This window comes from Streptomyces sp. WM6386 (genome assembly GCF_000972385.1).
GTDB lineage: Bacteria > Actinomycetota > Actinomycetes > Streptomycetales > Streptomycetaceae > Streptomyces.
In genome coordinates this window covers 1-927 of the sequence record NZ_JXTE01000246.1, presented here as the reverse complement: position 1 = coordinate 927, position 927 = coordinate 1, and the positions used below count along the sequence as shown (strand labels likewise).

Genomic DNA, 927 nt, shown 5'->3' with positions numbered 1-927 from the left:
GAATCAAGGGTGTACAGCAGGGACTCGTCTATCTCGTCGAGCGACCGGACCAGGTGCCGTACGCCGGCCTCACGCATCAACTGCTCCTGGAAGCTGTGCTCATAGGAGCTCGGATGCCCGATGAACGCCGCCCCCAACGTCTGTGCCGCCTCGGCGACGCGTGCCACGTCGTCGATGAACAGCACTTGGTCGCAGCGCAGACCGAACAGGTCCGTGGCGATCTCGCGGACCCCGGGACGAAAACTGTTGGTGCACACGTACTGAGGCTGGTCGAAGTAGTGGGCGTACCTGGCCAGATGGCGGTCGAAGTGCGGTCGTTCCAGCCCGCCGTAGCAGATCAGGGGCACTCCGAGGCGCCGAAGTCGTCCCAGCAGCCGCCCGGCGCCGGCGAGCGGGTGCACCGGATGTTCCTGCAGGTACAGCTCCCGCTCGCGGAAGTAGGCCTCTGCCACTTCCTGGGGGGAGCCTGGGACGCCGATGGCGGCGGCGGCCTTGAGCCGGGGCTGCGAGAACACGGCACGCTCCAGTTCGGCTGTGTAGACGCCGCCGTTCTTGACGACGAAGCGGTGGATCACGGGGCTGAATGTGTCGTTCAGTAGCACCCCGTCGATGTTGACCGCAATGAGACGCAGATGCTGTAGGGCTATGGGAGCCATGAGACTGCCTCCGGATCGGGCCGCACCGAACTGGTGCGGGCCATGCTGCTGAAAGATGGAGCAGGCACTGGAGCACTGGACCCATAATAAACCGGATCAGCGGTTTTTTATAGCTACTTAGGGGCTTGTCTTCGCCAAGGGCTGCGCGAGGGTGTGGCCGGCACTTGCCGAACGAATGGGTGCGTCCATGGGCGAGGGATCGGTCGGGGCATCGCGCGGCGTCTCGTCGCGGACGGGGCGCTCGTCGCCGTGCACTACAAGGGGCAGGAAG

General features: G+C 65.0%; 1 protein-coding gene. It reads right to left on the bottom strand.

Features of this window, described 5'->3' with window-relative positions:
- Window positions 1-656, bottom strand: a 656-nt coding sequence (locus TN53_RS41025; RefSeq protein ID WP_046263978.1) for a haloacid dehalogenase, incomplete at its 3' end; no start/stop codon positions are given.
- Window positions 657-927: the final 271 nt, after the last annotated feature.